The following is a 23,799-nucleotide window of genomic DNA, read 5'->3' on the forward strand; positions in this document are numbered from 1 at the left end:
GCCCACTGGCGCTGTTGCGCTCGTGAGTGCCGGCTTCTAGTAAGAGTCTGGCGGTGCACGGAACAGCCCGGCTAGGTTCGGAACGTGGTGGAACAAGATTTTCGGACACTACTGGGCAAAGCACGTGAGTATGCGGGTTTGACCCAGCGGCAGTTGGCGAACAAGGTCGGTACGTCTGCGGCTTCACTGTGCCGCTGGGAGAGGGGTGCAACCCTCCCGAAACGCGACTATGTCGAGCTGCTGGACAGTGCAACCGGTTCACGGGGCAAGCTACTGCGTGCCTGGCAGGTGGCACGGGACGGGACCCCAGTTCCGGAGTACATGAAAGATCTTTCCCGGCTTGAGGAAGCTGCCCAGTCGATCGAACTCGTCTCCCCGCACTTGATACCGGGGCTGCTGCAGTCTCCCGGCTACGCTCGGTTGATCTTTGAGGAAGGGCTGATAGGCAGCTCTCCCAGGGACGTGGACCGCCTAGTGTCGCTTCGGTGCGGTCGCTACTCCCAGTTGCGCAAGACCAACGATCCTCGTGTTACTGCGATCTTCCCTCAAACCGCCCTGGCATATGTCCCGGAACGCATACGCAGGGAGCAGGCGGAACACCTACTGGGGCTGGATCGGGTCCGGGTGCACCTGGTTCCTACCGGGACATTGTTATGGGGTGTTACGTCAATGTTGCTGATCTTTCATTTGCTGAACGGTGAGACCGTCGCGTCAAGTGACCACGTGGACGGCAATATGATTTACAACGACCCCACTCGTATGAACGGGCTGGTGAAACAGGCGTTGGGTGCGGCACTCCCCGCTGACCAGTCGCTGAGGATGATAGAGGAGATGCTTTGAGTAACCAGTGGCACAAGTCTTCGTACTCGTCTTCCGGGGCGAACTGTGTCGAGTGCCGCAGCACGGATGCTGAAGTGCAAGTGAGAGACTCACAGCACCGTGATCAGGGTCACCTTTCGTTCCCTGTGGCGGAGTGGCAGGCGTTTGTGGCAGAGGCGAGCGAGCTGTAGCCGGGGGTCTGGTTGCCGGGTCATGGGGCGTGCTATACGGTCTGCCTGTTATCAGGAACCAAGAGGGTCCGTGGTTCGTGGTTCCTGGGGTGACCTGCGTCGATCGTGACCCGCCCATGCTCGATTTCGGATCTGATATCGCGGTCGGAGAGCAGCACGCTCCAGAACCTACCTGCTGGCAGCCCCGCACCGGCGCCCCAACCAGACTCCCCGAAACGCCGAAAGTGGTTACCGCCGACCGCCATGATTCAGGTACGCTTACCAACGTTGGCAGCCCACACAACCGGGCCGGCACACGCGGATGTAGTTCAATGGTAGAACTTCAGCTTCCCAAGCTGATAACGCGGGTTCGATTCCCGTCATCCGCTCCGAGCAGCAAAAGGCCAGGTCACACCGGGGATTCCGGGGACCTGGCCTTAGTCGTGTGAGGGGTCCGGAGCGGCCCGCGTGCCCGCTACGTGCCCGATGCTCAGACGAGAGCCCCGACCGCCGGAGGGTCGTCGCCCTCGTCGTGATCGTTGGCGCGGTCGTCACTCTCGTCATCAGCGCTACTCGCGTCCTCCAGTTCCTTAGCCGCGCGCTCCCCCAACCGGTCGGCCAGCTCCCGCGCCCGATCGTCCCGTGCGTGGAGGTATACGAGCGCCGCGCGCGTGCTGGAGTGGCCCATCCGGTTCATCAGCTCCCGCAGCGAGGCGCCCGCCTCAGCGGCGTAGGTGTTGCCGGTGTGCCGCAGGTCGTGCAGGTGCACGTCCTTGATCCCAGCGGCCTCGCAGGCGTCCGCCCAGTACTTCGAGAAGTTGGATCGCCGGAGCTGGTTGCCCTTGACGCCAACGAACACGAACCCATCAGGACCAGGCGCGGCGAACTTGTCCAGGTGTCGCCTCAGGTCGTCTCGGATCAGGCCGGGCAGTCGCACCGTCCGGTACCCCGCCCGAGACTTGGGGGCTCCTTTGACCAGCTCCCCGACGTCATAGACGGTCTCGCGGACGGTCACGGTGCCCTTGTCAACGTCGAGATTGCGCCGCCGGAGACCGGCCAGCTCGCCCCACCGCAGACTGCCGAACGTCGCGAGAAGAACGAGCGCCCGGTACCGAGGGTTGATGGCATCGGCGAGCTTGAACACCTCGGCCACCGACAACACCGGGCGTTCCTCGCTGTACTCCTGTCCGGCGCCCTCGATCTGGCACGGGTTCTCCCGGATCAGCTTGTCCCGCACCGCCGTGTTCAAGATCGCCCGCAGTAGGCGGTACGCCTTGGGAGCCTGCCCCTTACCCTTCTTTGACTTTCGTCGCGCCGCCCGCCACTTGCGGATGTCAGACTCTCTGATGTCCTTCAGTTTCATGTCCCCGAATGTCGGGTTCAGGTGCAGCCGGAGCAGGCCCTCATAGGTCGTCTCTGTCTTCACTGTCAGCTCACGGGTGCCCAACCATTCGTCTGCGTAGTCCCGGAACCGCACCTCACCGGCGTTCGGGTCCAACCAGCCATCGCGGGTAATCTCGGCTTCCTTCAGAGTCAGCCACCGGTCCGCTTCCTTCCTCGTCGCGAAGGTGAACGGCGCCGGACGATCCACACCGTCAGGCCCGGGATAGCGCGCCTGGAAGCGCCCCGAGGAAAGCTTGCGGACCCTGCCGAAGCGACGCTTATTCGATGCCATCACGCGGCCCTCCTTACGTGCAGCGTGACCGGCTCGACGAGGCCGGAAGCGATGAGATCGTCAAGGGCCGACTCGGGGATGCGCACGTGCCGCCCGACCTTGACGTACGCGATGCGGCGTTCCTCGATCAGCCGCCGGGGGTAGCGCTCGCTGGTGTTGAGCCGTTCGGCCGCCTGAGCCACAGTGAGCAGCCGACCAGCGGCACGCGTGCTCTTCGACGCCATCACGCAGCCCTTTCCGTTGCCGAGTGTTCGTGTTGCCGAGCGGAGTCCAGTTGCGCGCGGCGGTGTAAAGCTTCGCCGACCGCGCGGAGGAGGCGGTGTTCGCGAGGAGGGACGTCGGGGTCGGTGGGCCGCGCCAACTCCCAGATGTGGTTGCCGGAGGAGGCGCGCAAGGGGACGGCGGCGCCCTGGTCTTGGTCCTCGTCGTTGGGGTCGACACCGAGGGTTTCCAGGACCCAGGTCAGGCGGTCGGCTTTGTGATCAGCCAACGTCTTGTTGGACCACTTTCGGGACACCAGGACGCGGCGGCCGGCGTAGCCGAGGTGTTCTCGCTTGTGGGCTTTGGAGCGGCAGAACCCGGGGCGCATCCCGGCTTGGGCGCCGTCGGGTTGGATGCCGTAGCGCAGCCAGTTGGAGCAGCGCGGGGAGCAGGGTTCGAACCGCAGCGCTTCCACGAGCCGTTCGACGTGGCGGGTTTGGGCGTCGGTGGTGATCTCGTGGCAGTCGGCGATGTCTTTGGTCAGGTACTTCGCCAGGTAGCGCACGCACCGGTCGGCATCCTCGGTGCCGGCCACGACGCCTTTCGCGTCCACTTGTGGCCCGAAGCGGACCACGTGGAAGGGTTCGGCGTCCGGGGCCGCGTCGAGGGCATCGAGGGCCTGTTCCCAGGTGGGCAGCACTTCCCCAGTTGCCGGGTCGACGTAGTTCCCGGTCGCCTCGTCAAAGACCGGAAGGTTCTCCCCCGCGTAGAGGGCCTCGTCGGCCGAGGGCCACCACACCTGGTGATATGTGGCGGCGGCGATCTGGCGCAGCTCGGATCGGGGGATGGTGCCGCGGGTTGCCATGTGCAGGTGGGGCGCCAACCGCTTCTGGGGTTCCACGCTGGCGAAGTACTGGACGTCGAACCCGGCCACGCGGCGCAGGTTCTGCACGAACCGGTCCACCAGTTTGGAGAAGTGCAGCGCGTCGCGTGCGGCACGCCGGTAGTCATAGGTGGACGGGTCCACCGGGGTTCCGTCCGAGCGCACGCGCCCGTAGGAGTCCAGGGTCAGGGTCACGAACAGCGAGGGACGGAAGACGCGGCCCGTGTCCGGATCCTCGAACGCACGCCCCACGGTTTTCCGTGCCATGGGCCGCTTGGGAAGATCAGGGGCGTCCTGACGACGCCGCGTGGAGCGCACCCGACGAGCACGGCCCGACGAGGAGGAGCCGGGATCCACCGACCCACGCATACCCGAGGCACTGATCTCGGCGTCCAGGTCCGCAATCGCCGCGTCCAGCTCGGCCACCTGGTCAGGGTCGGTCGCACCCGATTCGGCGAGCCGGTCCCGCTCGGCGGTGACCATCGCCCGCCGTTCGACCCACGCGCGTTGCACCTCGGAAGGATCATCCGGTGTGACGGTGGGTTCCTGCTCCAGGTGCCAGCCCTCTTCGCATTGGGTGCGCCGGATTGAGCGCTTGCGTTTCGCGCACGCCGGACACCGGCTCTCCAGGGTGGACCCGCAGGGCACATCCACGATCTCGGACTCACCCGTATCGAGGGTGGTGCGGCGCAGGCTCACGGGCCGGATGCACACGCCCTTGTCGGTGGCCACTTGTTCGGCGACTTCCCGGGCCAGGGGTTGGGCTTGGCGTTCGGCGCGGGTGGTCTTGCCGGTAGGGGTGGGCATCAGGCGACTCCCTCACCGGGCACCGACCGCAGACCGGGAGAGGGGCCGTACTCGGCCACCATGGCGGCAATGTCGTCGTCGGTGACGTAGGCGGCCCGCACGCGTACCGGGATCGGGGAGCCTTCCAGGCGCACGAAGGCTACCCCCGGGACATCCGGGGTAATCAGGTGGGCGTTGGCGCCTCGCTCGTGGGCGTCTTCGCCGAGGACCATGTCCACCTGGGATGCCTCGTCCAGGCGCAGGGCGACCTTGTCGGGGAACAGGTTGCGCAGGTTCATGACCTCTTTGCGCGGGTCCTGCAGCGCGGCCAGCACGCAGAACCCCACCGATCGCCCCTGGCTGGTCAGGGTGGCAATGGCGTTCTCCGCGCGCCGCCGGATGTCCCGATCGGGGTGGTACGCGGTCAAAAACGCCACCTCGTCGAGGATCACCACGACGAACGGATCATCGGCGGTAGCGGTGTGGGTGCGCTGGCGCCCGGCGTAACGCGCCGCCCGCTGTTGCATCTGCTCCACCGCGGACTCCAACAGCGCCACCGAAGTCTCCGCCGAGTCCGCATACCGGGCGAACAGGGGCCGCCCGTAGGACAGTTCCATGCGTTTGGGATCGATCGCCCACACCCGCACCGTGCCGTCGTCGATCGCGGGCAGCAGGGCGCGAATCGCCGACCAGATCACCGAGCCCTTACCGGCCCCCGTGACGCCCACGGTCAGGACGTGGGTACCGTGCAGCCGCATGCGCCAGGTTTGGCCGTCTTCCCGCAGCCCCATGGGCAGGGCGCACAGGTCCACCTCATCCGGAATCGGAAGCGCGTCGAGGGGTTCGGCGAGCAGGTCACGGCGGGGGAACTCCAGGACCACATCACGCGGACCCAGCACCGTCACACGGCACGAGGGCGCGGCGAACCCATGGGCCAGCTCCACCACCCGGTTCTCGACGTCTGCCGGGGACGTGCCGGCGACCAGGCGCACCCGGACCCGGTCGGCCCACTCCGAACAGGTCACACTCTTGACTTGGGGAAGGTACTGGCGTTCCTGATACGACTCGGCCAACCCGGCCACCACCAGCACCGGTTGCCAATGGCGCCGGTAGACCCACAACCACCGCCACGTAGCCAACGCCCGCAACACCACCAGCGAGCGAAACGACAACGGCCAGCGCCACCACCACCCGGCCAGGCCCGCACCAGACAGCGCGACACCGAGGGACAGCCACACCCACCCGAGATAGTGAACGGTGGCCACCACCCCGGCGACCGTGGAGACCGCGACCGGGAACCGGAACGGCGCCAGTACCACCGAGCGCAGCAGACGCCACACCCACCGGGTGATGAGGAAGACCGCCGGAGTCTCCACCACCGGCGTTCGAAACCGAATCGCGTGCGCGGGAACCGGGCTGGTCGGCTGCACCTGGGTAGCCCCGGCGTTTCTGCTGTTGAACATCACCGACCACCTCCGGCGTTGCTGGCGAAACGCTCCGCCTCATCGCGCGCCAGGCCAGCGGCGACCTCGGCACGGGCCACGGCAACCTCCGCGCGAGCCGCAGCGAGGGCCACCCGCGATTCCGGAGAGTCAGCCTGCGCGGCAACCTGCTCCAGGACCGCGAGCGCGCCGACCCGCACATCCACCTCAGAACACGCGTAAGAAACGGGTCGCTCGTGACGAACGGCCGGGAGACCACTGTTCGCACGCGTGGTCACCCGTGCGGGCTGATCAGCCATAATGAGCACACCTCTCCTAAGGTTCGTTGGTTGGCAGCCATGGATTGGCAGGGGAGAAAGGGGCGGCCGGGATGCGCCAACATCTGGCCGCCCCGCTTACAGGTCAGGCCACCCCGGGCTCCGAGGCAGGAACCGTGTGGCCCGCGTCGGCCAGGCGTTGGATTTCCGCGTGGTAGGCCAGCGCGGCATCACGAAGCTGGCGGGCAAAGGCCACGTCAGCATCGGTGACCACCGCGGACCGGTCGACCGGTGTCACACTGAGGTGCACGTAGTGATCATCGACCGCGAGGATCGGCTTTTCCGCCGCATAGCGGTGACATCGCACCCGGGCCTCAGCGTGAACGCGCATCCCGAAGTCGGCCCACGAGGTGTCGTTCATCAGCTCGTCTCCTTGCCCGCCGTCGCAGCCGGCTTACGGCCGTTAGCGCCTCCGCCCGGGGACTTCACCCCGCGTGCCCGCAACGAGTAGGCCACCCGGGGACGGCGCCCGTTGTCATCGACGTAGGGCATCACCGACATGCGCTCGAACTCGATCGGGCGAAACGGCAGCCCAGGAACCTCATCGGGCAGGGTCGGGCACACCTCCGCGGCCACCTTCACCTTCACGCTCTTGGCCTTACCGCGTGCTTCCGGATCGGCGTCGATCACGTCGACGGCCCACAAGGGCAAGCCCGTGTCCTTGTCCATCTGGGGCTTCTTCGTCTCGAAGTCGGTGATCGCCTCCACCCCCAGCGCATAGGCCCCGTGCGGGAACACCGCGCCGAAGGCCACCGGCAACGCACCCTGAATCGCCATCAGTTACCCCTGTTCGTTCGATCGATCGCGTCAGTACGGCTTCCTCGCGGGCATCCCGCGAAAGAATCGATGCATGTATAACATGTCTCGAAGTTGGATGCCAGTGATCCGGTCTCCCGACTGGCGAAGCGGTAGAGCGGCCATCCCAGCCCCCAACGACTGCTTTCCTGGACTACTGGAGAGCATCGGGCACAGGCCGGGGACGGGATCACTACATGGCTGGACGTGTTCGAGACGTCTCGATAATGTGAGCGCGTCCTTGGACGTCCTGCGAACACGGGGCACATGCCGAACGAGAGGTTGCGCGCCGCACTACTGGAGCGCGGACTCACACCCGCTGATCTGGCCGCTGCTGTCGGCGTGGACACCAAGAGTGTGGAGCGGTGGATCAGTCGTGACCGCACGCCTTACCGCAAGCATCGCTACGCGGTCGCGGCGCGACTCGGCACGGACGAGGCGTTCCTATGGCCGAAGGCACTCAGCCCCGAGCAGACCGCCGAGGCGTCCGAAAGCGAGATCCTGAGCATCTACCCGCACCGGTGGACCGTCCCCCGGGACGCGTGGCGGCACCTGTTCGAGTCCGCCCAACACGAGATCAGCGTCCTCGTCTACAGCGGCCTATTCCTCGCCGAGGACGGCAGCATGCACAGCCTGTTCGCCGACAAGGCCAGAAACGGCGTGCGCGTGCGGATCCTGCTCGGTGATCCTGACAGCGCCGCCGTCGCCGAGCGCGGGACGGACGAAGGCGTTGATGATGCGATGGCGGCCAAGATCCGCAACGCGTTCGTGTTGTACAAGTCGCTTCGCGCCATGGAGGGGGTGGAGTTCCGGTTGCACGACACCGTGCTCTACAACTCGATCTACCGCGCCGATGAACAGCTCCTCGTCAACACCCACGTCTACGGCATTAGCGCCGCCAGCGCCCCGGTCCTCCATCTGCGTAAGATCGCCGGAGGCAGCATGGTCACCACCTACCTGGACAGCTTCGAACGCGTCTGGGACCAGGCCGAACCACTTCGTTGAGGGTGAGGACATGGCACGGCGGATCGACTACTACGACGACCCCCAGGCGCCCCCGGCGAACAGTCTGGTTCCGTCCGTGAACGTGATCGTGATCAACGAGCACGACGAGGTCCTACTGATCCGCCGCAGCGACAACGACAACTGGGCGGTCCCTGGCGGCGCGATCGACCTCGGCGAGTCCGTTCCGGACGCGGCGGTGCGGGAGACGCGCGAGGAAAGCGGGATCACCTGCGAGATCACCGGGATATCCGGGATCTACAGCGACCCCAAGCACATCATCTACTACACCAGCGACGGCGAGGCCCGACAGGAGTTCTCCATGGTGCTCACCGCACGCCCGGTCTCCGGCGATCCCGCCACCAGCGACGAGTCCCGAGAAGTCCGCTGGGTACCCAGGACCGACCTCGACCAGTACCGCATGGACCGCTCCATGCGAGTCCGCATCGACCACTTCACCCAGCAACGCACCACCCCCTACATCGGGTGAGCGAGCACGTCCCCGGACATCAGCCGCCGTCGGCTATGCGTGCCTCCACCGAGCGCACAGCTCCGACGAGGTCCGGTTTCGAGCGTGTGATGGCACGGTGCACGAGGTCATCCGGGCTGTAGCGCTCCAGGATCTCTGACAAGCGACGCTCCGCCGGCATATGGGAGCCGTCGGGACCGGTCGTCATGTCGCAGTACGTCAGCGCGTCCAGCAGGTCGACGCGCGGCAACACGAACTCGCCAGTGAGTTCGCCGAGCAGGCCGCGTTCGTCAGCTTCCACAACCGCGCCGGAGTGGTGCGCGACCAGCGAGCACAGATGTTCGTCCGCCTGTTCCACCGAGCGCAGGTAACGCGCGCCGTCCAGCGGATGGAACCCGGTCTCGGCCAGCTTGGGCGCGTACCCAATGTCATGCAGCCAGGCCGACGCAGTCACCAGATCGGCATCTTCGTTGAGAACGTCTCTCAGAGATTCGGCCTGTTCGGCTACGCCTTGCGTGTGTGCCCACCGCCGGGGCAAGGAGTCTTCGAGGAAGGTTCGCGCGAGATCCCGCGCCCACAGAACATGTCCCACATGTTCAAGGCTAACGTTCGGCCGATTCCTCGTCCCGGACGAACCGCCCCTTGCCATGGACAGAGACGACGAGCCCCGAGCCTTCCAGATCAGACAAGGCTTGACGCGCGGTGCTCCGCGAGACGCCGTAGGTGTGCACCAACGCGGATTCACTCGGCAGCGGGTCACCTGCCGACAGGTCCCCGCGGTTGATTCGGTCGCGCAGCTCTGCGGCGATACGCCGGTACTGCGGTTGGTGCCCGGGAGAGTTGCCGGCCCCAGCCTCGTCGGGATCGCAGACGACCCGCCCGGTACCAGGAAGCGCCTGGATCAGCCGATCCGATTCCAGAGCAGCGAGCGCGCGACGCACGGTGCTGCGCGCGACGCCGAACTCTTCGCCGAGCGCGGCTTCCGAGGGCACCAAGGCACCAGGAGCGAGCGTACCGCTGGTGATCCGCTGCCTCAGCGTCTCGGCGATCTGGTTATAGGTGCCCCATGGGGTCGCGCGCGGACTCACTTCGGCAGACTCCTCCTGTCACGGGCGTTGGCACATCGGCGCACTCCCCGAGGGCAGGTACGCGCTAGACATCGTTAGGCATCCGGTCGACATCGCTAGGAATCGCTAGGCAAAGGTTCGCACGAACTTCGCGAACGTTCGCAGTCGGTTCGCGACCTTTCGCGGTAGTCAAGCCGCGCGGCCGAGGCCGAAGGGGGCAACTCGCCATCGACCGCGCGGCAGCCTGTCAGGTCATGGGCGGACCGGCGCAGTAGTACGGCCCGTCATGTCCCAGGTCGTAAAGCTGTTCTTGGAACCATCGGCGAGCCAGCAAGGACCGTCCCGCCCGCGCGGGGGGATCCTCCAGTTGCCGTACGAACTCCTCTACGTCGGGTTCCACAAGCGTCGGAGCGTGATCGGTCTCCGATACGCGAACGGTGGCGACCCACAGGTGCTCGGTGCGGCGGATATGCCACCGATGCCCGTACTTGTTCCTAAGCAGACGCAGCAACGGATCCGGGCGCTCGTTCATGCGGCGACCTCCACCGAGCGCGCGATGTCGATAAGGATGGCCAGGCCGAGCCGACTTCGATCATCGCGCCACTGCTGCCGTTGCCGCTCATGGTGCAGCACGTATGGACGGACCAGGGATGCCTTCGGCTGGACCGGGTAGGCCGGCGGCGCCGGCGTGAAGGGAAGCGGCACGTAGGGCCGGACGCGCACGCCCGTTCCCGAGCGGGAGTGGCGGCCCTGATACGGCGCGATAGGGTTCCGCATGTTCCACCTGCTTTCACCAGGTTGGGACCACGCCCCCGGAGTGTTCGCCGCACTCGCGGGGGTCTCTGCTGTCTGCGGAAACCCTCGCCGGGCCAGCCGGACATGTGTACCTCGTATCGGACATCACGAGGGACGTCTTGGGACGTCTTCTGTTATCGTCAATGTCCCCGAGCCCCGGAGGTCGCCGACGTGAACGAGGCTCTACGCCGCGCCCTAGCCCGCTCACGCCTCACCGACGCCGACGTCGCGGCACACCTCGGCGTAGATCCCAAGACGGTACGAAGGTGGCTTTCTGGACAGAAACCCCATCCCCGCCACCGCTGGGGAGTCGCCGACCTCGTCGACGTTCCCGAGCGCGAGCTATGGCCCGACGCGCAACGCCCCGAGGTACACCCGGAGGCCGGCAACGGGGTACGCCGGATCTATCCGCACCGCTGGGCAGTGCCCCACGAGACATGGCGCGCGTTCTTCGAGTCCGCGGAGCAGGAGATCGGGATTCTCGTCTACGCCGGGCTGTTCCTCGCCGACGACCCCGGAATCCTCCGGCTCTTCGAGGCCAAGGCGCGCGCAGGCGTCAGCATCCGCCTCCTCTTAGGCGACCCCGAGAGCCCGCATGCCCACCAGCGCGGCGTTGAAGAAGGAATCGGCGACGCCATGCCTGCCAAGATCCGCAACGCGCTGGTGCTCTACCGCCCACTTCTCGAACTCGAAGGCGTCGAACTACGCCTACACGGCACTGTGCTCTACAACTCCATCTACCGCGCCGACGAGCAGCTGCTCATCAACCAACACATCTACGGCGCCCCGGCATCAGCCACCCCCGTACTTCACCTCGACGCTCAAGAGAATCACAACATGGCCTCAACCTACCTACAAGGATTCGAATTCATATGGTCATCAACCACAATCCATGAGCCCTAGAATAACGGACCAACACGAAGTTGCCATATCGGATATCGCGCGCACGCGATTACCTCACAAAAGCTTTCCCAATAGAAAACCCAACACGGCACTAACAACCGCCCAAAAGGCACTTACTTGCCAATTTCTGCGTAGTTTATCCCGAAACATATGAGATTTTCCACGAGGTGAATTGACAAGTGTATTTCCCTTTATTCCCATCTTTTTTAACAGGAGGATAACCAACGGGATCCAAAAAATCGCTCCAAGAACCCCGAGAAGCTCGCCCTCGACGAGCATGTCTTTCGATACGGGAAACCCAAGGAACTCCGATGCATCTACAATTGGATCAACTAGAAAGCGAATAGAAAGAAAGTAGAGCAGTAGTAACGCCGCAAACATGAATGCAAATAAGCTAACAAATTTAAGAAAATTTTCCCTTTTTCTGGCAACCTCTACAACCTTGTCGGCAACACCAGCCATCATAATATCTTCATCTTTTCGAATTTCGATGACGCTTCCGGACTCAGGAAGAAGTTCGACGATCACCGAAGATCCATCGTAAGACGCCTCGAATTTCATGTCACGGAATCGCTTTCCGTTCAACTCATCCTCATCAAGATCTCCCAATTCCTCAATCTCATACTCCCCCGCATCAATTAGAACTTTCACCCGAACTTCACCTTCAGAGCTTTTCCTCTTTAGGATTGCTAGTATTTCTTTCATATCCTCCTTGTAGAACATTGACCCCGGAAGGGAATACTTGTTGGGCTTCGGGGATCTGTTGATCTTGAGTTCCAAATTCCCTCCCATGGGAAATAGAGAATGGGACGTGACTCATCTTGCGAAGATACTGCCGAATTAGGCTGTGTGAGATCAAGGCGACGGCGCTCCGCGCCGTCGCTACGGCTTGCCGTGCGCCCGCTTGAGCTGCGGGCTGCCGCCCGGTCTCAAGCGGGCGCACGGCCGCCGGGTCCGCGCGAACAACCGTCGCCTGTCCGTCATCCCGCCCCGAGCGGCACGCGCCGTCCCGCACTGTCAGGAGGCCGAAGCGCTTGCCGATCACGGGACAGGCGGGATCCACGGGTCCATGGCGTCCTGGGTCCCGAGGCACTCGGTCGCGCGGCCCTGCCTGTCTCTGGTTACTGACCTCAGCGCGACCAAGCACCTCGGACCGGAACCGTGGTCGCGCGCCGGTCGTGGTTGCTAGGGCGCACCGCTACGCCGATCGCGCGTGACCCCAACGCTGTGGCTGATCGCCACTACCGCTCGTGCAATGCATGCAGGAATTTCGGACCGCCCGTACGCGCGAGACACTGCTCCCCGTACGTCAGACGCAAACCGACCGGAAAGTAGCGTTATGTCCCCGAAACCGTGTGCATCCTATCCCATGTGGCCATGTACTGCCCAACGAAAAGCGGCCCCTGACTCTGGGGCCGAAACCATGTCGTACAATAAAAAGCCCGCCGTGGAAGTCGCCAAACTCGACACGGCGGGCTCATCTGTTAGCGACGGAAAGGCATCCTATGATTTTCCCTCCCACCAACAGATCTTATACTACCACCAACAACTCCCATATTACCAGATTGAAGGAATCCACCCCTCTACCAGCAGCGATATCTACCTTGATAACAAGTCCTCGTATTGGTTCGCTGTCGTTGACGACTGTCGCGATTACCTTCGCATCACTCATCGCGGGGTTCACAGCATGGGAGATATGCGCGCTGCTAGCTACTGCCCAGCTCGGGCCGACGGCGGCTTTCCTAACGGCAGGGCTCTATCGCAGGCCGACGTAGACGATCGGACGTGAGAGCGTTGCTTCCATGAGCATCTTTCCCGTGCCCGCTACGTGCCCGTTGTGGCCGCGTCCCACGGGGAGCCACGGGGAGTAGGCCGCAGACGCGCACATCCGTGCAGTTCAGCGAGGCCGCTGGTCGGTCGCGATCAGCGGCCTCGCCTTCCCAAGCTGATAACGCGGGTTCGATTCCCGTCATCCGCTCAGAGCAACAGAAGGCCAGGTCACACCGGGGATTCCGGGGACCTGGCCTTAGTCGTGTGAGGGGTCGACACAGGGGCGCGTGCCAGATTCCTGCCAGATACTCAGACAGGGGCACCGACCGCCGGGGGGATCGCCGCACTCGCTCCCGCCGCGCGCCCTACCGAGTTCTTCGGCGGGCCGCCGAGCACTTCGGACCGGAAACCGTGGTCGCGCGCCGGTCGTGGTTGCTGGAGCACAGGCTTGTCGTGCGCGTAAAGGCGGGCTGTGATCGATGGATCAGCGGCTGGGCACCCTACCGTGCGCTACTGGGTGATGAGGGTCAGTCCCTCGTGGGTGGCGAAGTCGGTGAAGTCCTTAGCGTTCAGCGTGGCCAGGGGAAGGTCATGCGTCAGGGCACAGGCGGCGACCCAGGTGTCATTGACCGGGCGCGGCCGACCCCGGCGCGTGGCACCGGCCGAGATCTGGCCCCAGGTGATGGCCACATCCTCGTCGTGGGGCAGCACCACCACACCACCGAGCCAGGCGTTCAGCGCCCCGCGGTTGCGTCGGCCCCACTGGCGCAACTCGGCTCACTGTGTCAGCTCGCCCAGAGTGACGAACGTGATGCAGGGTTGTTTGCCGATCAGCCGCGTCATCAGCGCAGATGGAAGCCGGCGTTTGAGGCTCAGCGACGACACATCGGTGTCGAGAACGACGGGATCCACCGGCGATCAGGCCAAATCCGCTCAGGCTCGGGCAGCCCCTCCGGGTACTCAGCGCGACTGGTCGTCATCCTCACCCCCATCGTCTTCTCCTCCAGTATGGAACCTCCGGGGGTCGCGAGCGGACTGATCCCAACCCTTTGCGCCGTGCCCGCTGCGTGCCCGTTGTGACTGCGCCCACAGGGTGTAAGCGAAAGCCGTGCCACACATGTGCCATACGCGCGGAGGGTGAGCCTCGGCGACGGGCACCGGCGAGTGGCGGATCATCGCCGTCATCGCTGGTCGTGTCCTCACTCTCGCTCTCTCCGCGCCGCTTCGCGGTGGCGCTACGCGCCATCCTTGACCCCGCGCCCCGCTCTCGGTCAGCTAGCGGCGACGACAGGGCAGGAACAGACGTACCGAGCGACGAAACCGGCGCCGTCGATGCTGCGTCTCAGAATGTGCGCCGATCTTCACCCGCCCCCGTACCGGTCCGCTGCCCCCGGCGCCCGCGGCAGTGGACCGCAGAAACGAGACACCATGGTCCTTAAGCGCATGCTCGCCACTGTCGGCATCGGCGGTGCCACCGTGGAGACCGCCCTGGACAAGGAGACCGTCCGGCCCGGCCGCAAGGTCTCCGGCACCCTGAAGGTCACCGGCGGCAAGGTCGCCCAGACCATCGAGGCCATCAGTGTCGGTCTGCGTGCCACCGTGGAGAAGGAGTACGAGTACGAGAACTCCCAGGGCGAGGAGCGCTCGGGCGAGTACAAGGTCGACGTGGTAGTCGCCGAGCAGGTCGTCAGGGACAAGCCGATGGAACTTCAGCCCGGTCAGGAGTTCGAGCTCCCCTTCGAGCTGAGGATCCCCATGGAAGCGCCGATCACCGCGTTGAAGAACAAGCACATCCTGGGCGGCGTGGGCGTCAGCACCCGGCTGCATGTGGACAACGCGCTGGACAGCACAGATGTGGACCCGCTGCTCATCAAGCCCCTCCCGGCCCAGCGCGCCGTCCTGCGGGCGCTGCGTTCGCTGGGATTCAAGCGCAAGGACGTGGACCTGGAGAAGGGCAAGATCCCCCGCACCCGCCAGAAGCTGCCCTTCTACCAGGAGTTCGAGTACTCCTCCCCCGGTAAGTACAAGGGCCTCAACTCGCTGGAGCTGACCTTTTTCACCGATAAGCAGGGCGTGGACGTGGTACTGGAGCTGGACAAGAAGCGCGGTGTCCTCTTCAGCGAGGGCGGTGACAAGCTGCTGCGCCTGAGCATCGACCACGACGACACCGACGACGAGAAGATCGCCGCCAAGCTCCACAAGTGGATCAACAACGCGGCCGGCAAGCGCAGCACGCTCTGACGACGGATGGCAACATAGGCGGGGGCCGACGACCGGCCCCTGCCGAATCGAATCTCGTGAATCTGGACCTGAACTTGCTGATCGCCTTTAGGGCGAAGGTCGTGCAGGTCAAGAGCGACGACGCGAACAACAACGCCGTTGCCGGACCACATTGGCTCCACTCGGTGATGATCAGGGCTCTATCTGGGATCGGAGTTCACCGAGCATACGTCTTCCCTCCTCTGTTACGGACCTCCTACCGCGACAGGAGCTTCACCCAGGTCCGGACCGCCCCTGTGAGGCGGATGAGTCAGCGTTGCTAGTGGGCGAGGACGAGCGAAGGCTCAGCGGTGGCGCCTGCCAGACCGAACTGGTGTTAGTCGGTGTCCCACAGCAGGACGATGCCGTTCGAACTGCTGGTGGCAAGCGTGGACCCATCGGCGCTGAACGCTACCGAGGTCACCTGCTCGTCGTACTCAAAGCTGGTGATCTCCTCCCACGTTTCGGTGTCCCACAACCGGGCGGATTCGTCGCTGCTCGTGGTGGCGAGCATGGAGCCGTCCGGGCTGAACTCCACCGAGGTCACCCAGTCGTCGTGTTCGAGGGTGGCGCCTTCCTCCCACGTACTGGTGTCCCACCGCCGTAGCCTGTGGGAACCGCTGGTGACGAGCGTGGATCCGTCCGGGCTGAATGCCATCGAAGCCACCGTGCCTTCGTGTTCGGGAAGGGTGGTGACCTCCTGACCTGTGTCGGTGTCCCACAGCCGCACAATAGTGTGAAAGCCGCCGGTGGCGAGCATGGCGCCGTCCGGGCTGAACGCCATCGAAGCCACCAACGTCTTATGGTCGATGGTGGTGGTGGGTTCAGGACTGCTGGATTCGGTGGAGGGAGTGTCGGGTCCGCTAACGATACGCTCGAACTGTATGGCGGCGGCTACGAGGGCGATGGCGGCGAGAATGGCTGCGACGGTGACGGCTTCGGGGAGCCACCCCGGTTTCCATTCCGACCTGTTGGAGAACTGGAGAGGCTCCTCAGCCTCGGAATTCTGCGGCGGGGCCTCGTCCACTATTCCTCTCCTCAAGGGGGGTCTGAAGTTGCTTCGGACGGTCAGTTGACAGGTGGGCCTGGGATTTCAGGCGGCTTCGCTGTTCAGCGGGCGTGGCTGCGGCGTTGGGGCCAGGGTTGTGGTGCGACGACGTTCATAGTCGATGGGGCTGAGCTGGCCGTTGGCGGAGTGGCGCCGATGCGGGTTACAGAAGCCCTCGACGTAGGAGAACACCGCCTGCTGGGCCTGGGCGCGGATCGAAAACCGCGTGCGGTCGATAAGTTCGGTCTCCAGAGAGGCGAAGAAGCTCTCGGTAACCGCGTTATCGAAGCAGGAGCCACTTCGCCCGGTGTAGGGGCGGATACCGACCCGTTCGCAGCGTTGCCCGAAGGCCAGACTCGTATATTGCGATCCCTTGTCGCTGTGGTAGATGAGCCCGGCCCGGGGACGTCGGGCCGTCACGACCATCGCTAGGGCGTCGCAGACCAAGTCGGTGCGCATGTGGCTGGCCATGGCCCAGCCCACAATACGCCGGGAGAATAGGTTCATGATCACCGCCAGGTAGAGCCGCCCCTGACCGGTGGGGACGTAGGGGCCCCTCCTGCCCGAGGGCGGGCAAGGAGGGCATGTCGGCACTCCACTTCTGGTTGGGCGCGCCCGCGGTGAAGTCGCGACCGGAACCGGTTCGGCGCGCCAAATCCCGCACGACACTCCCGATCACGATCTCGACCAGTACCGCACGGACCGCTCGATGAAGATACGGGGCACACACTTCCCGGATAAACGCACCACCTCCTACATTGGGTGAGCGCCATTTCTCGTCGGTCGCCGTCTCATCCGTTCGCTCGTGCCCGCGCCCCACGGAAGACCGAGCGGCCCACAACCCCAGACGACCGGAAGGGAGGAACCCCATGACCGACCTATGGGCTCCGATAGATCCCCTTATCTTCGATGGGAAGCGGATCCAGGCGGCACACCTCATCAAACACCAATTCGGCTATACGCTTCAGCAGACCATCGATGCACTGGGCGAACGCTTCCAGGAGCTGAGCAGGACGCGGCCGGACGAGTTCACCGTGCCTATCGAGAGCTACTTTGACAACTTTTACACTTGACTGCGAGATCCGTGCCAGGTTGCAGGGACGCCGCGGGAACCAGAAGGTTTCAGCGGAGCATTATTCGCATTTGCGCAGAACACAGAAACGAAAGGCCGGCGAATACCCCGATCGCTTACCAGACTGGCTTTGTCGCGCACCCTTACCTTTCTGGAATTTCCGTTCCCGGCGCGATCGAGCACCTCGGACCGGAAACTTTTCCTGATCGCCGCTGTGGCCAAGGAAAATCGCCCGCAGACGGATAGCATCCCGCCATGAACCATCCCTCATTCCCCACATCAGGCGGGCCCGACGTAGGCAGCCGGCAAGAACTCGCCGCGTTCGTCCTCCTGCTCAGCCAGGAGTACAGCCAGCGTGGAGACCAGTGGGAGAACGTGACCCTTGACCGCTACCTCGAAGCGCTCTCCGCCTGGATCGATAGCGCCGACAGCTGGTATGCCAACACTGGTCACCACCTCCCCCAAGACGGAGACTGGACCTTCTTCGCCCGCGCCCTGGCCGCCGCCGCCATCTACGAATGAAGCCCCTCCCGCCCACCAGGCCCCCGACCTGCCGGGCCGCCGGCCACGGGGATCGCCCGCGGCCGCCCCACCGCACCGCAGCCCCGACGCTGCGGACAGGGTGGTGGGGAGAAGAACCACGCCGACCGCGCCACTGGTTAACTGGACGGGTGCTTACCCCCGCCTTTCGTAGTGCTGTCTGCTCGGATCAGGCCCTGTTCGACGCACTGGCCGGCATCGGCCGGGCGCGGGCCGCGGTCGATGGTGCTGTGCCGGAGCTGCTCTATGACCGCAAGGGCTCCGTGCTCGTGCGGGTGGCTGACGTCGTTGTCAAGGCCCATGCCGAAGGGGACTGCGCGGCCGGCCTCACCACCCGGATGCGGCTCGCGGCCAGCACTCCCGGGTTGCTCACACCGCTGGGCCCACCCGTCCAGGCTGCCGGGCGCACTGTAACCGTGTGGCCGTACGGAACCCCGGTGGCAGCCGAGGACGACCCTCCCTGGGAAGAGGGGGCCCGGCTGCTCGCCCAACTGCACCGGCACCCGGCATCCGACCCAACGCCCGCCTGCCGCGGGTGGGCGGAACGCGTCGGCCGCGCGGTCGGGCGCCTTCCCGGCGATGACGGCGACCCGGCGGCGGCCGAGATCCGCCGCGCCTACGCCGGACTGCCGGCGTGGATCCGCGTCCCCTCCGAGCCCGCACCGGGCGCGGCCGGCGCATCAGGCGGGCTGGTCCACGGCGACTGGCACCTGGGACAACTGGTCCACGCCCGGGCGGACGGATGGCAGCTCATCGACATCGCCGATCTCGGCACGGGCGACCCCGCATGGGACCTCGCCCGCCCGGCGGCCCTGTTCGCCTCCGGGCTCCTGCCACCGGAGGAATGGGAACGGTTCCTCGCTGCTTACCGCGCGGCGGGCGGTCCAGCGGTCCCAGCGGACGGCGATCCCTGGACGACGCTGGAGGTACCCGCACGCGCCATGGTCGTACAGATCGCGGCCACGCGTGTGGGGCGGGCCCGTGCCAAGGGACGCGCGCTGGACGAGCAGGAGGAACCTCTTGTAGATATTTGTCGTCGAATCAATCTGGGTTACTGAATTCTTTCCATTCCGCCGCGGAGCGGGCCGGAGAGCACGAGCGAAGGAGGACGGGGATGAGGTGTCCGAAGTGCGGGGGGACGATGATGGTCCTCAACCGCAACGGTGTCAGCATCGAGCAGTGCCAGATGTGCAAGGGGATCTACCTCGACAACGGGGAGATCGAAGCCCTGAAGCAGCGTGAGGGCTTCGCTGCGGTCGTCCAGGCGTCCATGCCGACCCCGGGCAACCAGCCGCCTCCCGGACCCGGGGTGACCTGCCCCAAGTGCGCCGGTCTGATGCGGCACTACAACCGCAACGGCGTCGGCATCGAACAGTGCGACGGGTGCCGCGGCATCTTCCTGGACCACGGTGAGCTGGAGACGCTGAAGGCGAACGAGTCGCCCTACAACCGGGCACCGGGATGGGGCGCTCCCGGCGCGTACTCCAACCCCTACCCCCAGCAGCGCCCAGCGGCGCACTACCCGAACTACGGGCACTACCAGCAGTACGGGCACTACCAGCAGTACGGCTACTACCGCCGCCCCAAGACGGTCTTCGAGCTTCTCATCTCCACGTGAGCAGTCGTCCCAGCGGTTCCACCCCCACCAGGAGGCCCGCTGAGCGGGCCACTGCGTGCCGGATACCGGTGGTGCCCCCGCCCGCAGCGGGGGTGTCGAGCTCGTTGGGACGCGTCTGACCAACGTCGAAACGGCGCGCACCAACCACGGGGCAACGGCTCCCGTGGGAGCGCCCACACCGTAGATTCCCTGTTCAGGCGATTCGACAACCCCGAGCCCGAAGGCCGGCGCCGTCCGGAACGCCCTCGAAGGCCGCGAGCGGCGCCTCGCCCAGATGCGGCCCGAACAGGGCCGAGAGGCCGAGCCGATGGCCAGGTCACTGTGTGACCTGGCCATCGTCGTACCGGTCGCGTCAGGCGGCCGGTGTGCCGCGTGCGGGAGGCTTCCGGGGCCCGGCCCACCACCGCGGAGTCACTCCCGCGGGGTGATGTAGGGGTCGACCGCCGGGGTACGGCAGGCGCTCGCCCTTCTCAGCGGTGGGCGCCGTCATCCTGCCTGTCCGAGACCCGCTGAAGATCTGCCTCCCTCGGACCCGGATCCATGGCCCGCCGCGTGGCATCGCCGGGTCCTCAGCCCGGCCTGTTCAGCGTGGTGAGCGTCGTCCGGACGACCGTGCGAATGAAGTCGTCGGTGTCCTCATCGGCTGGAGGCTGCAGTGAACCGTCCATCAGCAGAAGGCTGAGGCCTTGCGTCAGTGCCCAGACACCTGTACAGAGCGCCTCGCCCTCGGGATCGCCGGGGATGACGGCCACGCTGGTCGCCACCACGGCCTTCACAGCGTCCTCCGCCGCTCGGACCTGCAGGTGATCACTGCACACGGTGCCGACCGCCACGCGGTGCAGACCCGGATGCTCGAGGGCGTGACGCACTGCGGCGACCGTGATGGCGACGATCTCGTCGCCGGATTCAGCATCGGCCAGTGCGGCGATCATGCGTTCCCTGAGCTGTTCGAAGCTGTGGGTGGCAAGCGCCGCGAGCAGGGCGTCCTTGTCCGCGTAGTGGTTGTACGGCGCGTTCGGTGATACTCCGGCCCTGCGTGCCACCGCACGCAAGGACAGGTGCTCTGGCCCTGATGTCTCGATCAGTTCCAGTGCGGAGGTCAGCAGGCTCGCCCGCAGATCCCCGTGGTGGTAGGTGGAACGATCCATATTGACAGTGTACATATCCTCAAGTAGATATGGACAATGTCAACATTGGGGGGACGTTCGTGACACGACTCGACGCACCTTTGGTCCTTGCCAGTGGCCAGGCCCTGCCCAACCGGATCGCCAAGGCGGCGATGGAGGAGTTCCTCGCCGTGGACGGGCAACTCCCTGGCCACGAGCTGGCCGGACTGTACCGGCGATGGGCACGGGGCGGCGCCGGACTGATGATCACCGGGCATGCCATGGTGGATCGCAGGGCCCTCGCCGACCCGTCGGATGTTGTGCTGGAGGAGGGCACGCCACTGGAGGCGTTCCGCCAGTGGGCGCGCGCAGCTCAGTCCGGCGACGGCCGAGTGTGGCTCCAGGTCAACCATCCGGGCCGGGTCATGACCACCGACATGCCCGGGGCCGTCCGATCGGCATCCGACGTCGCGGTCGACGTCGGCCGCTACTCCCGACTGTTCCCCCGACCGGAGCCGATGACATCCGAGCAGATCGAGGAAACCGTCCAGCGGTTCGCGACGACCGCACGGATGGCAGAGTCTGCAGGGTTCGACGGTGTGCAGATCCACGCCGCGCACGGCTATCTCATCAGCCAGTTCCTGTCGCCGCTGACGAACCTGCGCCGGGACCGCTGGGGCGGAGGGCTCGAAAACCGTGCCCGGCTGTTGCTCGACATCGTCGCCGCCGTCCGGGCCGAGGTGGGCGAGCGGTTCGCCGTCGGCGTGAAGCTGAACACCGCGGACTTCCAGCGGGGCGGGTTCGGCGCCGACGACGCGTCGCGGGTCGTGGCGATGCTCTCGGAGTTCCCGGTCGACCTCGTGGAGTTGTCCGGCGGTTCACTGGAGAGCCTGGCCACCCACGGTCACCCGGCGGACGGCAGCACCCTCGCGCGCGAGGCGTACTTTCTGGACGCCGCCGAAAAGATCATCACCGACGCCTCCGTTCCGATCATGTTGACGGGCGGCATCCGCCGCCGGTCGGTGGCGGAGCGGGTACTGGCGCAAGGCACCTCCGTGGTCGGCATGGCGACGGCGCTCGCCGTCGATCCGAGCCTGCCCCGACGCTGGCTGCACGGCGAGGACGCCGCCGCCGAGGTCGAGCCGCTGAGGTGGCGGGACAAAGGACTCGCAGCGGCCGCCGGCCAGGCCGCCCTGCGATGCCGGCTAGCAAGATTGAGCAGGGAGAAGGCCTCGTCCGGTCGCACCCCTCCGATCCTGGCGCTGGCCGGAGAGCGGCTGCACCGGCGCGCCGCATTGCGCCGCTACCGCAGGTGGCTCGTCGATCGGCGACCACCGGCACCGGCCGGTTGAACCGTGCGGCTTCGACCCGCAGGAGCGGTCGACGCCACGCCGTGTTCTGCGGGCGCGTCGACTTCTCCTGAAATGCCGCGCGGGTCGTGGTGTGCGATGTACCCTCCTGTTGACGCCCCACCGGCCGCTCACCGGACCCGTGCGGACTTCCACTGTCCTTCGCGTACTCCGCGCAGTCCACGAGGGCCCAGGGCGCCTTCTGGTTCAGCGCCCCGCCCAACTGCTTCAGCGTCGTTGTCTTCCCACTGCCGTCCACACCGGTGAAGGCGAGGATCGGGGGGCGCTCCCCCTCGGCTCCGGGTGTCGGCAGATACTCCCTTACCTGGTCGATTTCTTCCTTGCGCAGGACAATTCGCCGTCCTGTCGCCAAGCCCGTCCGCGTATTCACGTTAGAATTCTCCGGTTATAGGAAGCGCTCCCGGTGATTCGGCTATGACTTCTCGCCGTTGACGAGTGGCCACCGGGATCACGTCATGCTAGGCGCCCCTACCCGGTATCCGCCGTCCCTTTCCGCTGTGCATTGGCCGGAATCAGCCAGCAGCGAAAACACGACGGCCTGCGGGTTCTTCCGGAGAGGGCGTTTTTCCGGCCGCGCGACGCAAGTGGCCCCGTGTCCGAAACTGGTGGTGCCAATGAGACGCGTGCAAACCATTTTGCACAAACCATCGAACGCATTCCGCGCGAAAATGATCAGCCGCACGCGGGGTCACCGGGACGGGAGCCATGGGATCGGGTACCAGGCTCCGCGGAGTCCTCGGCGCGCACCGTGCGCCGCCGCGCGTGCCTGACGCGGAACGGGCGGCCGGACCGCGGCGGCCCCGGAGAGGGCGTCACCGCCGGCGCCCCGTCAGAGTGACCGCGCCACCCGCATGGTGTCGGCGTCGAACGTCGTTGTGCTCTCCGCCCCGGGAGCCTCGCTGCTGATCCGGATCTCGCTGTTCCCGGCGAAGGTCATGGACTCCGGGCACGGGGCGTCGAACCGCTCCCACACGAGCGTCTGCCGGCTCAGCGGCCCGCTGTTCTCGCGCAGCCACACGCGGCAGGACGGGTCGACCATCTGGCGGTAGGACTCGGCGACCAGAGTGTGCCGCCCGTCGGGGCTCTCCGCGGTCGCCTCCACTGTGACGTCGGTGTCGCCCAGGAGGTGGACCGCCAGCGCGGGCGGCCACGCGAGCGCGACCACCAGCCCCAGCACGAGGGTCAGGGTCACCCGCGCCCGCGCACGGTGCCGGGCCAGTCGTCGGGCGCCGAAAGCGTAGCTGAGCACCGCTGCCGTCCAGCAGGCGGGCGCCGCGAGCACCGGCGCGTCGAAGCGGTGGAAGCGCTCCGAGGCGGCGAACACGGTGAGCACCGCGAATCCCGCCGCGGTGAGCGCGACGATTCCGAGCGCCCAGACGAACCGGTGCCGGAAAAGGTGGTGATCGAGGTCGTACTTCTCTACCGCTGTTAGTCCCGCCGACTCCGGTCGGGCACCGTCCGTCACCTCAGCGCTGCCTTTCCCACGACGTTCCTCGTGTGCGCCTGGCTTCTAGTCCGTCCTTACCCGTCCTCCGTGCGCGCCGTGCCTCGTGGCCGCGGCCGCGTACGCCCCAATGGGTGGCTTCGAGGCGGCCTCGGTGCGGGCGCGAGTTCACTCCCACTCTTCCACGGTAAGCGGTGGAGGGGCGGATTCGATGGGGCCGGAATGGCCGTGTTGTGCCACGTGCGCGA

General features: G+C 65.8%; 29 protein-coding genes and 1 tRNA gene. 12 read left to right on the forward strand and 18 right to left on the reverse strand.

What is annotated here, in order from left to right:
• Positions 1-84 precede the first annotated feature (84 nt).
• From F4561_RS26475 to F4561_RS26485, 3 genes are all read left to right on the forward strand, one after another.
• Positions 85-840 (forward strand): helix-turn-helix domain-containing protein, encoded by a 756-nt coding sequence (locus tag F4561_RS26475; protein WP_184582773.1) that lies wholly within the window; start codon positions 85-87, stop codon positions 838-840.
• Positions 837-1,010, forward strand: a complete 174-nt coding sequence (locus F4561_RS26480) for a DUF397 domain-containing protein (protein WP_184582775.1) — start codon at positions 837-839, stop codon at positions 1,008-1,010. The genes F4561_RS26475 and F4561_RS26480 overlap by 4 nt, the downstream gene beginning before the upstream one ends.
• 297 nt (positions 1,011-1,307) lie before the next feature.
• Positions 1,308-1,378 (forward strand) — tRNA-Gly (locus F4561_RS26485).
• A 101-nt stretch (positions 1,379-1,479) separates the two neighbouring features.
• On the opposite strand, the gene F4561_RS26490 is transcribed toward F4561_RS26485, so the two are convergent.
• The 7 genes from F4561_RS26490 to F4561_RS26520 all read right to left on the reverse strand — a co-directional run bounded on the left by F4561_RS26490 (position 1,480) and on the right by F4561_RS26520 (position 7,070).
• Positions 1,480-2,664, reverse strand: coding sequence for a tyrosine-type recombinase/integrase (locus F4561_RS26490; RefSeq protein WP_184582777.1), 1,185 nt, complete (start codon positions 2,662-2,664; stop codon positions 1,480-1,482).
• Complete coding sequence (locus F4561_RS26495; protein WP_184582779.1) at positions 2,664-2,888, reverse strand: excisionase family DNA-binding protein; 225 nt, start codon at positions 2,886-2,888, stop codon at positions 2,664-2,666. The genes F4561_RS26490 and F4561_RS26495 overlap by 1 nt, the downstream gene beginning before the upstream one ends.
• Complete coding sequence (locus F4561_RS26500; RefSeq protein ID WP_184582781.1) at positions 2,888-4,555, reverse strand: replication initiator; 1,668 nt, start codon at positions 4,553-4,555, stop codon at positions 2,888-2,890. The genes F4561_RS26495 and F4561_RS26500 overlap by 1 nt, the downstream gene beginning before the upstream one ends.
• On the reverse strand, positions 4,555-5,997 hold the full coding sequence (locus tag F4561_RS26505) for an FtsK/SpoIIIE domain-containing protein (protein ID WP_184582783.1): 1,443 nt from the start codon (positions 5,995-5,997) through the stop codon (positions 4,555-4,557). The genes F4561_RS26500 and F4561_RS26505 overlap by 1 nt, the downstream gene beginning before the upstream one ends.
• Complete coding sequence (locus F4561_RS26510; RefSeq protein WP_184582785.1) at positions 5,997-6,176, reverse strand: hypothetical protein; 180 nt, start codon at positions 6,174-6,176, stop codon at positions 5,997-5,999. The genes F4561_RS26505 and F4561_RS26510 overlap by 1 nt, the downstream gene beginning before the upstream one ends.
• A gap of 202 nt (positions 6,177-6,378) precedes the next feature.
• Entirely contained in the window at positions 6,379-6,654 is a 276-nt protein-coding gene (locus F4561_RS26515) for a hypothetical protein (RefSeq protein WP_184582787.1), read from the reverse strand.
• On the reverse strand, positions 6,654-7,070 hold the full coding sequence (locus tag F4561_RS26520; protein WP_184582789.1) for a plasmid replication, integration and excision activator: 417 nt from the start codon (positions 7,068-7,070) through the stop codon (positions 6,654-6,656). Before F4561_RS26520 ends, F4561_RS26515 begins: the two co-directional genes overlap by 1 nt.
• A gap of 285 nt (positions 7,071-7,355) precedes the next feature.
• Here F4561_RS26520 and F4561_RS26525 point away from each other — a divergent pair, with 285 nt between their 5' ends.
• Positions 7,356-8,093 (forward strand): XRE family transcriptional regulator, encoded by a 738-nt coding sequence (locus F4561_RS26525; RefSeq protein WP_184582791.1) that lies wholly within the window; start codon positions 7,356-7,358, stop codon positions 8,091-8,093.
• A gap of 10 nt (positions 8,094-8,103) precedes the next feature.
• Positions 8,104-8,580, forward strand: coding sequence for an NUDIX hydrolase (locus tag F4561_RS26530; protein WP_184582793.1), 477 nt, complete (start codon positions 8,104-8,106; stop codon positions 8,578-8,580).
• A 19-nt stretch (positions 8,581-8,599) separates the two neighbouring features.
• Here the strand turns inward: F4561_RS26530 and F4561_RS26535 are convergent, their stop codons facing one another.
• The 4 genes from F4561_RS26535 to F4561_RS26550 form a co-directional block, all read right to left on the reverse strand.
• Entirely contained in the window at positions 8,600-9,151 is a 552-nt protein-coding gene (locus tag F4561_RS26535; RefSeq protein ID WP_312885552.1) for an HD domain-containing protein, read from the reverse strand.
• Positions 9,152-9,161: 10 nt separating this feature from the next.
• Complete coding sequence (locus F4561_RS26540; protein ID WP_184582798.1) at positions 9,162-9,647, reverse strand: GntR family transcriptional regulator; 486 nt, start codon at positions 9,645-9,647, stop codon at positions 9,162-9,164.
• Positions 9,648-9,873: 226 nt separating this feature from the next.
• Positions 9,874-10,158 (reverse strand): hypothetical protein, encoded by a 285-nt coding sequence (locus F4561_RS26545; protein ID WP_184582800.1) that lies wholly within the window; start codon positions 10,156-10,158, stop codon positions 9,874-9,876.
• On the reverse strand, positions 10,155-10,403 hold the full coding sequence (locus F4561_RS26550) for a hypothetical protein (protein WP_184582802.1): 249 nt from the start codon (positions 10,401-10,403) through the stop codon (positions 10,155-10,157). Before F4561_RS26550 ends, F4561_RS26545 begins: the two co-directional genes overlap by 4 nt.
• Positions 10,404-10,592: 189 nt before the next feature.
• Here F4561_RS26550 and F4561_RS26555 point away from each other — a divergent pair, with 189 nt between their 5' ends.
• Entirely contained in the window at positions 10,593-11,324 is a 732-nt protein-coding gene (locus tag F4561_RS26555; RefSeq protein WP_184582804.1) for a helix-turn-helix domain-containing protein, read from the forward strand.
• Between the two features lie 54 nt (positions 11,325-11,378).
• Here the strand turns inward: F4561_RS26555 and F4561_RS26560 are convergent, their stop codons facing one another.
• The 3 genes from F4561_RS26560 to F4561_RS33450 all read right to left on the reverse strand — a co-directional run bounded on the left by F4561_RS26560 (position 11,379) and on the right by F4561_RS33450 (position 14,006).
• Positions 11,379-12,104, reverse strand: coding sequence for a hypothetical protein (locus tag F4561_RS26560; protein WP_184582806.1), 726 nt, complete (start codon positions 12,102-12,104; stop codon positions 11,379-11,381).
• 1,500 nt (positions 12,105-13,604) lie between these two features.
• Entirely contained in the window at positions 13,605-13,865 is a 261-nt protein-coding gene (locus F4561_RS32105; RefSeq protein WP_221445633.1) for a PIN domain-containing protein, read from the reverse strand.
• Between the two features lie 6 nt (positions 13,866-13,871).
• Complete coding sequence (locus F4561_RS33450; protein ID WP_281384127.1) at positions 13,872-14,006, reverse strand: PIN domain-containing protein; 135 nt, start codon at positions 14,004-14,006, stop codon at positions 13,872-13,874.
• A gap of 516 nt (positions 14,007-14,522) precedes the next feature.
• On the opposite strand from F4561_RS33450, the gene F4561_RS26570 reads away from it, so the two are divergent.
• Positions 14,523-15,335, forward strand: a complete 813-nt coding sequence (locus F4561_RS26570) for a sporulation protein (protein WP_184582808.1) — start codon at positions 14,523-14,525, stop codon at positions 15,333-15,335.
• A gap of 355 nt (positions 15,336-15,690) precedes the next feature.
• On the opposite strand, the gene F4561_RS32875 is transcribed toward F4561_RS26570, so the two are convergent.
• Both F4561_RS32875 and F4561_RS26580 read right to left on the reverse strand, forming a co-directional pair.
• Entirely contained in the window at positions 15,691-16,380 is a 690-nt protein-coding gene (locus F4561_RS32875; RefSeq protein WP_184582810.1) for a WD40 repeat domain-containing protein, read from the reverse strand.
• A 66-nt stretch (positions 16,381-16,446) separates the two neighbouring features.
• Positions 16,447-17,070, reverse strand: a complete 624-nt coding sequence (locus F4561_RS26580) for an IS3 family transposase (RefSeq protein ID WP_312885554.1) — start codon at positions 17,068-17,070, stop codon at positions 16,447-16,449.
• A gap of 200 nt (positions 17,071-17,270) precedes the next feature.
• On the opposite strand from F4561_RS26580, the gene F4561_RS26585 reads away from it, so the two are divergent.
• The 4 genes from F4561_RS26585 to F4561_RS34095 all read left to right on the forward strand — a co-directional run bounded on the left by F4561_RS26585 (position 17,271) and on the right by F4561_RS34095 (position 19,631).
• Positions 17,271-17,474, forward strand: a complete 204-nt coding sequence (locus F4561_RS26585) for a hypothetical protein (RefSeq protein ID WP_184582814.1) — start codon at positions 17,271-17,273, stop codon at positions 17,472-17,474.
• A 254-nt stretch (positions 17,475-17,728) separates the two neighbouring features.
• Positions 17,729-17,995, forward strand: a complete 267-nt coding sequence (locus tag F4561_RS26590) for a DUF7660 family protein (protein WP_184582816.1) — start codon at positions 17,729-17,731, stop codon at positions 17,993-17,995.
• 149 nt (positions 17,996-18,144) lie between these two features.
• Positions 18,145-19,071, forward strand: coding sequence for a phosphotransferase family protein (locus F4561_RS26595; protein WP_184582817.1), 927 nt, complete (start codon positions 18,145-18,147; stop codon positions 19,069-19,071).
• 56 nt (positions 19,072-19,127) lie between these two features.
• The gene (locus F4561_RS34095; RefSeq protein WP_376773683.1) at positions 19,128-19,631 is read left to right on the forward strand and encodes a TFIIB-type zinc ribbon-containing protein; all 504 of its coding nucleotides are present in this window, start codon (positions 19,128-19,130) and stop codon (positions 19,629-19,631) included.
• Between the two features lie 569 nt (positions 19,632-20,200).
• Here F4561_RS34095 and F4561_RS26610 read toward each other — a convergent pair.
• Entirely contained in the window at positions 20,201-20,779 is a 579-nt protein-coding gene (locus F4561_RS26610; protein WP_184582819.1) for a TetR/AcrR family transcriptional regulator, read from the reverse strand.
• A 29-nt stretch (positions 20,780-20,808) separates the two neighbouring features.
• On the opposite strand from F4561_RS26610, the gene F4561_RS26615 reads away from it, so the two are divergent.
• Entirely contained in the window at positions 20,809-22,089 is a 1,281-nt protein-coding gene (locus tag F4561_RS26615) for an NADH:flavin oxidoreductase/NADH oxidase family protein (protein WP_184582821.1), read from the forward strand.
• Positions 22,090-22,936: 847 nt separating this feature from the next.
• On the opposite strand, the gene F4561_RS26620 is transcribed toward F4561_RS26615, so the two are convergent.
• The gene (locus tag F4561_RS26620; protein ID WP_184582823.1) at positions 22,937-23,572 is read right to left on the reverse strand and encodes a hypothetical protein; all 636 of its coding nucleotides are present in this window, start codon (positions 23,570-23,572) and stop codon (positions 22,937-22,939) included.
• Positions 23,573-23,799: the final 227 nt, after the last annotated feature.

The sequence above is a fragment of the Lipingzhangella halophila genome (assembly GCF_014203805.1).
Classification (GTDB): domain Bacteria; phylum Actinomycetota; class Actinomycetes; order Streptosporangiales; family Streptosporangiaceae; genus Lipingzhangella; species Lipingzhangella halophila.

Coding starts and splice junctions, on each gene's coding strand:
- F4561_RS26570 (WP_184582808.1), top strand. CDS start 14,523: ATGGTCCTTAAGCGCATGCTCGCCACTGTCGGCATCGGCGGTGCCACC.
- F4561_RS26490 (WP_184582777.1), bottom strand. CDS start 2,664: ATGGCATCGAATAAGCGTCGCTTCGGCAGGGTCCGCAAGCTTTCCTCG.
- F4561_RS26530 (WP_184582793.1), top strand. CDS start 8,104: ATGGCACGGCGGATCGACTACTACGACGACCCCCAGGCGCCCCCGGCG.
- F4561_RS26615 (WP_184582821.1), top strand. CDS start 20,809: ATGGACAATGTCAACATTGGGGGGACGTTCGTGACACGACTCGACGCA.
- F4561_RS26550 (WP_184582802.1), bottom strand. CDS start 10,403: ATGCGGAACCCTATCGCGCCGTATCAGGGCCGCCACTCCCGCTCGGGA.
- F4561_RS26585 (WP_184582814.1), top strand. CDS start 17,271: ATGACCGACCTATGGGCTCCGATAGATCCCCTTATCTTCGATGGGAAG.
- F4561_RS26515 (WP_184582787.1), bottom strand. CDS start 6,654: ATGAACGACACCTCGTGGGCCGACTTCGGGATGCGCGTTCACGCTGAG.
- F4561_RS26545 (WP_184582800.1), bottom strand. CDS start 10,158: ATGAACGAGCGCCCGGATCCGTTGCTGCGTCTGCTTAGGAACAAGTAC.
- F4561_RS26590 (WP_184582816.1), top strand. CDS start 17,729: ATGAACCATCCCTCATTCCCCACATCAGGCGGGCCCGACGTAGGCAGC.
- F4561_RS26500 (WP_184582781.1), bottom strand. CDS start 4,555: ATGCCCACCCCTACCGGCAAGACCACCCGCGCCGAACGCCAAGCCCAA.
- F4561_RS34095 (WP_376773683.1), top strand. CDS start 19,128: ATGAGGTGTCCGAAGTGCGGGGGGACGATGATGGTCCTCAACCGCAAC.
- F4561_RS26520 (WP_184582789.1), bottom strand. CDS start 7,070: ATGGCGATTCAGGGTGCGTTGCCGGTGGCCTTCGGCGCGGTGTTCCCG.
- F4561_RS26505 (WP_184582783.1), bottom strand. CDS start 5,997: ATGTTCAACAGCAGAAACGCCGGGGCTACCCAGGTGCAGCCGACCAGC.
- F4561_RS26525 (WP_184582791.1), top strand. CDS start 7,356: ATGCCGAACGAGAGGTTGCGCGCCGCACTACTGGAGCGCGGACTCACA.
- F4561_RS26495 (WP_184582779.1), bottom strand. CDS start 2,888: ATGGCGTCGAAGAGCACGCGTGCCGCTGGTCGGCTGCTCACTGTGGCT.
- F4561_RS26610 (WP_184582819.1), bottom strand. CDS start 20,779: ATGGATCGTTCCACCTACCACCACGGGGATCTGCGGGCGAGCCTGCTG.